Below are 10,597 nucleotides of genomic sequence, written 5' to 3'. Positions count from 1 at the left end.
GTATGGTCATCGGTGAAACGAATTGAACAAGAATCGGCTATCACCTTAGGTCACCCGATTGGAAATACTCAGTTCTATGTGCTCAATGAGCAGCATCAGCTTGTACCAACCGGTGTTGCGGGAGAGTTGTATATTGCGGGTGAAGGACTAGCTCGAGGCTACTTGCATCGTGATGATTTAACCGATGCGGCGTTTGTGGCTAACCCCTTTGTTTCGGGCGAGCGTATGTATCGCGCGGGAGACCGAGTACGCCGGCTAGCAGATGGCGAGCTGGAATATTTGGGTCGCACTGACTACCAAGTAAAAATTCGAGGATTTAGGGTTGAGCTGGGCGCAGTTGATGCGGCGGCGCAAAGCCATGAAAGCGTCAACCAAGTGGTGAGTGTGGTTCGCCAAGGTAATGAGAGCGGTGAAAGCCAACTGGTGTCCTATGCGGTTTTGAACTGCGACTGGGTTGAGCGAATTGATGAAGCGCGAAGCGGTTTGTATGACCACCTGAAAGGTCAGTTGCCACACTATATGGTGCCATCGATTATTCAAGTGTTAGAGGCGATGCCACTGACACCGAATGGCAAGATAAACCGTAAGGGGCTACCAGAGCCAACGTCGCTGAGCATGGGCGTGAGCTATCAGGCGCCGCAGGGTGAGGTAGAAGCGCGTTTGTGTCAGCTTTGGTCAGAGGTGCTCAAGCTGGATGCATCGACCATCAGTCGAGATGCGAATTTCTTTGAAGTCGGTGGACATTCACTGCTTGCGATTGAGCTTGTAAACAAAATAAAGCAAAACTTCTCGGTAAGCTTGCCACTGACAAGCATATTCCGAGCACCTGTGCTTCATCAACAGGCCTTATCGTGTAGAGGCGACACTAAAACGGGGCTAGACTCGACAAGCGTCAAAAAACAAGTTAACAAACCAGCGCAGCTACCTTTGTCTTATGCGCAGCAACGTTTGTGGTTTATTGACCAAATGGAAGGACGTAGTAGTCAATACCATATGCCAGCGACGCTTTCATTGCAGGGTGAGGTTAATTATCAAGCGCTCCAAGGTGCATTCTCTGCTGTGATTGCCAAACATGAAGTGCTGAGAACCACCTATCATAATGATCAGAAAGGACACGCTTATCAGCATATTGAACCCGTTGTTCAAACCTTTGATCTAGTTATGCATGATGTATCTGGTTTAGCTAAAGAGGAGCAAGGGGAGAAGTTAGATAATCTGCAACACGAGTTTACTGAGCAAGAGTTTGACCTTAGTAACGATATTATGCTGCGTGCGGCCCTATACAAACTGGCGGAATATGAGTATCAGTTGACGGTTGTCATGCACCATATAGCCAGTGATGGTTGGTCAGCCAATGTCTTTATTGGTGAGTTAAGTAACGCATATAACCAATTGGTTCGAGGTCAGCAGGCTGAATTGTCGCCTCTGGATATCCAGTATAGTGATTATGCAATCTGGCAAAGACAGTGGCTACAGGGTGATAATCTCACCTCACAATTGAACTACTGGGCCAAGAAGCTTAGAGATATTCCGGAAGTACATAGTTTACCTCTTGATAAACCTCGCCCCGCCAAGCAGTGTTATGCAGGGGATGTTGTGATAGAGCGTCTCGAAATTCAAGATCTGCGTTCACTTCTCGAGCTATGCAATGCTAACAACGCCTCGCTATTTATGGGATTGAATGCGGTTTTCTCCATGCTGCTCAGTCGATACAGCGGTGAGCAAGATATTGTTGTGGGTACTCCAATCGCAAACCGAGAACAGTCAGAGCTTGCTAAGACAATTGGTTTCTTCGTGAACAACTTGGTTCTTCGTAGTCATGTGGATATGAGTCAGAGCTTCCAACAGTTGCTTGAACAATCTCGCGATACTGCGTTAGCCGCTTATGAACATCAGAATGTCTCCTTCGAGCACCTGGTTGAAGAGTTAAAGCCTGCACGTGATCTCAGCCATCATCCAATCTTCCAAGTGATGTTGGTACTGCAAAATACGCCTGAAGATGGGTTTGCTTTTGATGGTGTGCAAACAAGCAGCGTCAATAAGAATGCCTCAACTACATCCTTTGATCTAACGCTCAACATCGAGCAACAGGCGAATGGATTGGAGATGCAATGGGAGTTCAACACCAGTTTATTTGAAAAAGCAACGATTGCTCGTATGGCTAAACATCTAGTTGGGTTGCTACGAGGTGTAACTCTGTCTCCTGATGAGAAAATGAGTGAGATACATGGCCTGACAGATGCTGAGATAGACTCGCTTTTAGCCCTAGGGAACGAGCCTTTGTCCTCCCAGCACAATGAAGTGAAAGGGCTATGTATACATGAGCTATTTGAGCGTCAGGCATCTGCTTCACCAAACTCCATTGCCTTGATATTTCAAGATAAGCAAGTGACTTATCAGGAACTTAACCGCCGTTCTAACCAACTCGCTCATCATCTAATGGAACTGGGTGTTGGACCAGACCAGCTAGTGGGCATTAGCTGTGAACGTTCAATCGAACTTATTGAAGTTATGCTTGCTGTTCTTAAAGCGGGTGGCGCGTATTTACCGCTTGATCCTACTTATCCAGAAGAACGTTTGGCCTACATGGTGCAAGACAGTCAACTCAGTTTGATCGTGGGTGACAGAAATGTTCAAAATAAGTTGCCTCAAGACGCCCATTTCATAGAGCTTACACAGCTGACAAAAGACGCAAAAGGACAAAGTGTCGAGAATCTCTCGGCTTACCATGTGGGTGTTAGTTCTAGTAATTTGGCTTACGTTATTTATACATCGGGCTCGACAGGTAAACCTAAGGGGGTGATGCTACAGCATGACGGTCTTGTCGATTTGGCAATTTCTGAGCAACAGCGCTTTATGGTCAGCGAATCTTCAAGGGTACTTCAGTTCGCATCCTTTAGCTTTGATGGTGCAGTAGCCGATTGGGTAGGTGTGCTCAATGCTGGAGGCACTCTGGTTTTAATTAATCAACAACAGGTTCATTCTGCTGAGCTACTCACTGAGGTGGTTAACCGTCATCGAGTGAATCATACCGTTCTGCCGCCTGCTTTGTTACCTGCACTAGATGTTCAAAAGTGGCAGGGAGTTAAGCACCTTATACTCGCAGGAGATTCCTGCCCGCTGCCGCTTGCGCAAAAGTGGGCGCAAGGTCGTCATTTGATGAATGGCTATGGTCCCTCGGAGTCAACAGTTTGTGCCACAATAGGGGACATCAGAGAGCAAACTCAGACTATTGATATAGGAACGGGTATACCAGGTAAGCGTCTCTATGTGTTAGATACTGAACGCAACCTTGTCCCTATTGGGGTTGGCGGTGAGCTCTATATTGGTGGTACAGGAACAGCACGCGGTTATCTTCATAAACCTGACTTAACCGACGAGCGATTTATCCAAAACCCGTTTGTCGAAGGGGAATTGATGTATCGCACTGGCGATAAAGTGCGTTGGAATAACCAGGGTAAATTAGAATTTCTAGGTCGTGTTGACCATCAAGTTAAATTGCGCGGATTTAGGGTTGAACTGGGTGAGATTACGTCTGTGATTCTACAGCAGCCTCAGGTCAACGAAGCCTTTGTATTGGTGCGTGAGGATCAAGGAGACAAGCGTTTGGTCGCCTATTGGTCGGCAAATGCTGGAGAGACTATCGAGTCAAATGAGTTAAGAGAGAGTATTAAGGACTTATTACCTGGATACATGTTACCTTCAGCTATCGTAAGAATGGACAAACTACCGATAAACGCCAATGGCAAAGTTGAGCGTAGGCAGTTGCCAGAACCCGACTATTCATTGCTTAGTTGCGCATTTGAGGCAGCGAGAAGCGATATTGAGCTTGTACTGTGCCAAGTATGGAAACAAGTCTTGATCATTGATCAAGTCGGTATCAGTGACAATTTCTTCAGCTTAGGTGGCGATTCGATATTAGCGATGCAAGTGGTATCACAAACTAAGTTAGCGGGTTATAAAATCTCAACGCGTGATTTATTTGAATATCAAACGGTAAAAGAATTAGCACAAGTTGCACAATTGATAGACACGAATCAACGCAGCCAAAAGATTATAGGCAGTCAAAAATTACTCCCTATTGATCACTATTTCTTTGCAGGAGATGAAACCGATCGCCATCACTTTAACCAGTCACAGTGGTGTACGTTATCAGAGTCAATCGATCTAGAGTCTCTTGGCGCTGTTTTCGCTTCCTTGTATCAGCGTCATGATGCGATGCGATTGAGCTTTACACAGAACAATGTACAGTGGAACGCAGAGTATCTCGCCATAGATGAACGTAGTGCTGACAATGCGTTCGCGCAGAGCCTATGGATTGAAGACCTAACGGTTATCGACGAAAGCCAATGGGCAGAGCATATGCTTGAAGTGTCGAATAGGGCACAAGCAAGCTTAGTGATTGACCAAACGAAAGGGTCTATGGTTCGGTGGGTCTGGTGTAAAACACCGTCAGGCCAAAGTGACAAGCTACTTTGGATTATGCATCACCTAATTGTCGATGGTGTATCTTGGCGTATCCTTGTGCAAGACCTGCAATTAGCGCTAGAACAAGTGATGCAGGGTGCGCCTGTCTCACTTGGGGCTAAATCCGATAGCTATCAAGCTTGGGCATCTGCCATGGGTGAGTTTGCGAGTTCTGAGGAAGTAAATCACGAGAAAGCGCATTGGCTATCGGTACTCAATGCTCCAAGTGGCAGCTTAGCCTGTGGTGATTTGAAGGAACTTGATGCTTCTATGAGTGGCAATAGAAGACGAGTGACGCTGAAATTTAGTGAAGTGGAGACCAAAGCGCTAATTTCGAAGTCCAACGAATGTTATCACACTCAAATTAACGATCTCCTACTGGCGGCTTTAGCGGATAGCTATGGACAGATATCTGGCCAAAATACTCTCAAAGTTGATTTAGAAGGTCATGGGCGTGAATCAGGAGTGATTGTGGATGCTTGCCCAACGATGGATGAGCTTGATTTGAGCCAAACTGTTGGCTGGTATACTCACGTCTATCCTGTGTTATTAACTAATGCAGCTGGATCAGATTTCGCAACACTGATAAAAGGCATCAAAGAGCAGCTAAGAGCAACACCTAACAAAGGACTTGGATTTGGTGCTCTTCGTTATCTCGCGAAAGATGATGATATTGTCCAAGCAGATCGTCCATCTGAAATAGTGTTTAACTACTTAGGTCAATTTAATACAGATTGCGAAGAAGTAGAGACCTTTAAACAGCTAGGAGATGAAGTCAGCAAACGTAGACAGAGAACACATGGCATTGAAATTACCGGTATTATTGTCGATGGTTTGTTGGAATTTACGTTTGACTATGATGCTGAGACTTATCCGCAAGTATCTGCAATTGCGGAGCAATATCAGGTCAGTTTGATCAATATCATCGAGCACTGTACCTCTAATAAGGGCGGGCATACACCATCTGATTTCCCTCTGGTGGATGTGACCGCTGATGATATTACTTTGTTTGAATCACAATACTCTGAAATTACCGATATCTATCCGAGCACCCCAATGCAACAAGGGTTACTTATGCATAGCCAAATGGCAGAAGGCACAGGTATGTATATGTGTCAGATGGATATGTTGTTTGAGGAATTAATTATTCCGACTTTCAAACTTGCGTGGCAAAGGGTTATCGAAAGGCATGATATATTCCGTACCGCGTTTGTTGAGTCAAGCAGTGGTGAACTTGTTCAAGTGGTCGACAAACAAGCACATATTGAATGGCAAGAGTTGGATTGGAGAAGTATTGCAAAAGAGCAACAGGAAGCTCGCTTTATCGACCTCTCCAACGAGGAAAGAGTTAAACCACTCGACTTAACTCGTGCGCCTTTAATGCGGTTCGCAATGGTAACATTGTCTGATAAACGACAACGCTTTATTTGGACTAATCACCATGCTTTATTAGATGGTTGGTGTTTACCCATTGTCTTTGACGAAGTGATGAAATTGTACCAAGCAGAGCTAGGTGTTGATCTCGGCCCGCTACCTGTTGTGAAACCTTATTCTAGCTATGTTAAATGGCTTCAGAAACAACCGAAATCAGAGGCGAAAGCTTACTGGCAAAGCTATTTGTCTGATGTCACTGAACCATGCAAATTAGACTTCAAGACTAAGCTAGGCAATAGCGAAGAGAGTGATGGAAGTATAGAAACACTGCTCGATGAGCAAACAACAGCTAGACTGAACCATTTTGCTAAGCATAATCAGGTGACGATCAATACGGTTGTTCAAGGTGCTTGGGCTCTGCTTCTTCATCGATACAATGGAGAAGAGACCATAGTATTTGGTTCGACTCGCTCTGGTCGAAACATACCTCTGTCCGGTGTGGAAACTATGGTTGGTTTATTTATTAATACCTTACCTGTGCGAGTAAACTTTGCTGATATGCAGTGTCATCTTGGGCAGTGGTTGCAGGAGCTGAACAAAGCACAAAGTGGTCATGATAGCTTTGCATATAGCCCTCTAAGCGATATTAAGGAATGGAGTGGTATACCCAGTGGAGAAAGCTTGTTTGACTCGTTAGTTGTGGTAGAAAATTACCCGATCAGTCAAAGTGAACAAGTCATGAATGATAAGTTACCACGCTTGATTGAATCTAAGGGTGAAGAACAAACTAACTTCCCTGTTACTTTAGTGGTCGTTCCCGATCATCAAACAGAAATAAAATGGTTGTATCAAGGATCAAGCATATCCTCGCAGCGAATGGAGAAGGTCGCGGCTGATTTTGAGCGTTTATTGACTATGATGCTGGAATCGAGTGATCAAGCTCTTGGCTCTCTCACTTTACTCAGTGAAGAGGAAAAACATTTAACTTTAGTCGAATGGAACCAAATTCATAGTGACTATGATCGCAACTTGGATATGGCGCAGTGGTTTGAGTCTTGTGTTGCTAAAACGCCGGATGGATTGGCTCTTGTTCATAGGGAGCATAATGTCACCTACCATGAACTAAATATCAGAGCAAACCGCTTAGCGCATTATTTGTCTTCTCAAGGCATAGAGGCTCAGCAACGTATTGGCGTTTGTTTACCATCTGGTGTTGAGTTGATTACCGCCTTGTTGGCAATTGTTAAGCTCAACGCAGTTTATGTGCCGATCGATTCGAGCTACCCTGCTGAGCGCCAAGCTCATATTTTACAAGATACTCAGGCTGGCTATGTGCTGACGAAAAATAGTATGTCTATCGCTGTTTCGGAGAGTATGTGTGTACGCATCGATATCGACAGCGAGGCATTACGGTTAACACTAGACAAACTATCTTCAACCAATCCTGAGCGGATAAAAGTCAGTACTAAAGACTCACCTGCTTATGTGATGTATACCTCGGGTTCTACGGGTATGCCAAAAGGCGTGGAAGTGACGCAACAAGGTGTGATTCGCCTAGTAAAAAATAATTCCGCGCTGCCACTTACCCAAGATACGGTTATGCTGCAGTGTGCTTCTGTTACTTTTGATGCTGCAACCCTTGAAATCTGGGGACCTCTACTCAATGGCGGGACTTTAGTTGTCTATCCAGAGACCTTGGTTGATGCCACACATTTAGGCAAGGTTATTGATCACTATCAAGTCAATATGCTTTGGTTAACATCGGGCCTATTCGACCAGTTTGTTGCTATTAACGAGCATAATTTACCTAGCCTAAAACACCTTCTGACGGGTGGAGATGTGGTTAATCCGTATTCAGTGTTTCGTTTTTATCAGCAGCAAGCAGATGTGACCGTGATAAATGGTTATGGCCCAACAGAGAATACGACCTTTTCGACTTGCTATCCAATACCAAGGGGGCTGGATGTTACCCAACCTATTCCAATAGGAAAACCCATCTCAAATACCACAGTGTATGTACTGGATCGCAATCAAAAGCCCGTTCCAGTAGGCGCTATTGGTGAGTTGTACACAGGTGGAGAAGGCGTCGCCAAAGGGTATGTAAATCAGAGTGCTCTTACCGCTGAGCGCTTTATTCCCAATCCGTTTGCAATCAATGAAGAAGAGGCTGGTTGTTTGTATCGCACAGGAGATTTGGTACGTTGGCAACAAGATGGCACCTTGATGTTTGTTGGCCGCGCTGATAGCCAAGTTAAGATTCGTGGTTATCGTATTGAGCTTGGTGAGATAGAAGCGCAGCTTATGTCAATCGACGAGGTTGACACTGCACTGGTGGTGGTTAAAGAAAGGCAGATTGAGCAATCGAGAGACAAGCAGTTGCTCGCGTATGTGGTAGGACATGCTGAAATGGATGCTAGCCCAGAGCATATCAGGGCGATACTCTCTAAAAACCTGCCAAGTTTTATGCTGCCAGATCATATTGTGTTGATGGACCAATTCCCCCTCAACTCAAATGGTAAGGTTGATCGCCGTGCGCTACCAGAACCTAAAATGTTGGCTGATAGTGATTTTGTTGCATCAGAAACAGATACAGAACATATGGTATCTGAGCTTTGGTGCGAATTACTGAAATCAAGCACAGCAATCAGTGCAGTAAGTAGTTTCCTAGAAGTAGGAGGAAACTCGTTGCTGTTGATGCGAATGAACGCACTGATCAAGGATAGGTTTGGTGTAGAACTTACCATTGAATCTCTATTCGCGTCTCCAACAATCCAAGGTATCGCGAGCATGATTGAGCAACATAAAGATTTGGAAGAGTCGACTATGCTCGACGACATTCTCAAACAAGTTGAGGATCTTGATATTGAAGATTTGGAGTCTCTTGATATCGATGATTTGGAATCACTTATTGACTAAACACAATGTCAGAAAACATAACTAAATTGGCTTAACCCCCCTAAAAAGATGATGAGAAAGCTCGAAATGAGTAGGGCTTTCTCTATTCTAAAACAATGGAATGAAAGAGTATGGCTACTCAAAATAATAATAAACTTGATAATTTGTCTCCTGAAAAACGTGCGTTAGTAGAAAAGCTTCTTGCCAAGAAAAAACAACAAAAGTTAGCTCAGATACAAGCCAGTAAAATTACTGTCCCAGATAGGATGAGGACCAAGGGGAGACTCTCCTTTGCTCAGCAACGACTTTGGTTACTCGATCAGTTGGAAGGAGGAAGTGCTCATTACAATATCCCCTCTGCATTGCATATTCAGGGAAAACTCGATCTTGAAGCCCTGAAGTCCGCGTTTATACAAATCATCGACCGACACAGTGTGTTGCGAACTCAGTATGTAAAGCAGGGTGATGACGCTCAACAAGTTGTTGTGCCTATGCCGGTCGAGTTTTGTTTTGAAGTGATCGATCGTAAGCAAAAGCTTGCCCAAGTTATCAAGGAATGTGGCATAGAAGCGGCTATGTCGACAGTAAGAGCAGAGCTTGAATTACGAACAGAATACGTTTTTGATCTCGAGCGAGATACGTCACTGCGTTGTCATTTGTGGCAGTTGGATGAAGACAATACGGTACTTTTGATATTGGTGCATCATATTGCCGCAGATGGTTGGTCTATGGAGGTGCTTACTGACGAGCTGAACCAACTTTATCGGCAATCTGCAATAGGTGCCAAACACAGGCTAAAACCTATTGATGTTCAATATCTAGATTACGCACAGTGGCAGCATGAATATTTGAGAGGAGATGTTCTTGAGCGCCAGCTTACCTATTGGCAAAAGCAGCTTGCTAACATGCCAAGTATACATAATTTACTGCTGGATAGAGCAAGGCCCAGTCTACCGAGTTATCAGGGAGACACAATAACCACTCACATTTCGATGAATTTTGCATCGTCTTTTAAAACCTTATGCAATGAGTATGACGCCACTCTTTTTATGGGTGTGTATGGCGCTTTAAGTGTCCTGCTTTCTCGTTATAGTGGTGAACAAGATATTGTGATTGGCACAACAGCCGCAAATCGCGACCAAACGCAGGTAGAAAACTTGATCGGTTTTTTTGTTAACATGCTAGTGCTTCGCCAGCAGCATGATGACCAAGCAAACTTTATTGATATTCTTACCCAGAGTAAGCGCATTGCGTTGGATGCATTTAATCACCAACAAACACCCTTTGAAAAAGTGGTTGAGAGAATTAATCCCGCTCGAGATATTAGCTACCATCCAATGTTCCAAGTTATGCTGGCAGTGCAAAATAATCAATCTAGTGATCTAGATCTTGATGGGTTGAGCTTTAGTGATGTGGAGATAAAGTCGAATAATGCCAAGTTCGACTTATCACTCAATGTTGAAGAGAATGAATCCGGCCTTAGCTTAAGTTGGGAATACAGCACAGATCTGTTTAACCGTGCCAGCATTGAGAACTTGGCAAACAGCTTTACGCTCTTGCTGGAAGCTATGACTGAAAATCCAGAGCGCTGTGCGTTCTCGGTACCATTGGTTGACTCAAAGACACGTGAGACAGAGCTTTACGCGCACAACCAGACCAAGCAAGACTACCCCAAAGATAAATCTGTTGCAGATTTGTTTGAAGCTCAAGCCGTGCTTACACCAGACGCACCTGCAGCCACCTTTAATGGTGAAACATTAAGCTATCGAGAATTGAATAAGCGAGCCAATGCGTTAGCGCATGAGCTTCAATCTCGGGGTGTTGGCAGCGATGATTTGGTGGGCGTTCACCAAGAGCGCTC

At 44.6% G+C, this 10,597-nt stretch carries 2 protein-coding genes; both read left to right on the top strand.

The annotated features are described in order from the left end of the window. Positions 1-12: 12 nt before the first annotated feature. Positions 13-8,757 carry a non-ribosomal peptide synthetase gene (locus DPF90_RS20010; protein ID WP_114788054.1) on the top strand — a complete coding sequence of 2,915 codons (8,745 nt, stop codon included), beginning with the start codon at positions 13-15 and terminating at the stop codon, positions 8,755-8,757. Between the two features lie 110 nt (positions 8,758-8,867). After that, a partial coding sequence (locus DPF90_RS20005; protein ID WP_162814070.1) for a condensation domain-containing protein occupies positions 8,868-10,597 on the top strand: 1,730 nt, incomplete at its 3' end.

The sequence above is a fragment of the Vibrio tetraodonis genome (assembly GCF_003350295.1).
In the GTDB taxonomy this organism is placed as follows: domain Bacteria; phylum Pseudomonadota; class Gammaproteobacteria; order Enterobacterales; family Vibrionaceae; genus Vibrio; species Vibrio tetraodonis.
Note: the sequence above shows the minus strand (reverse complement) of the source record. Positions and strands in the feature narration are given on the sequence as shown.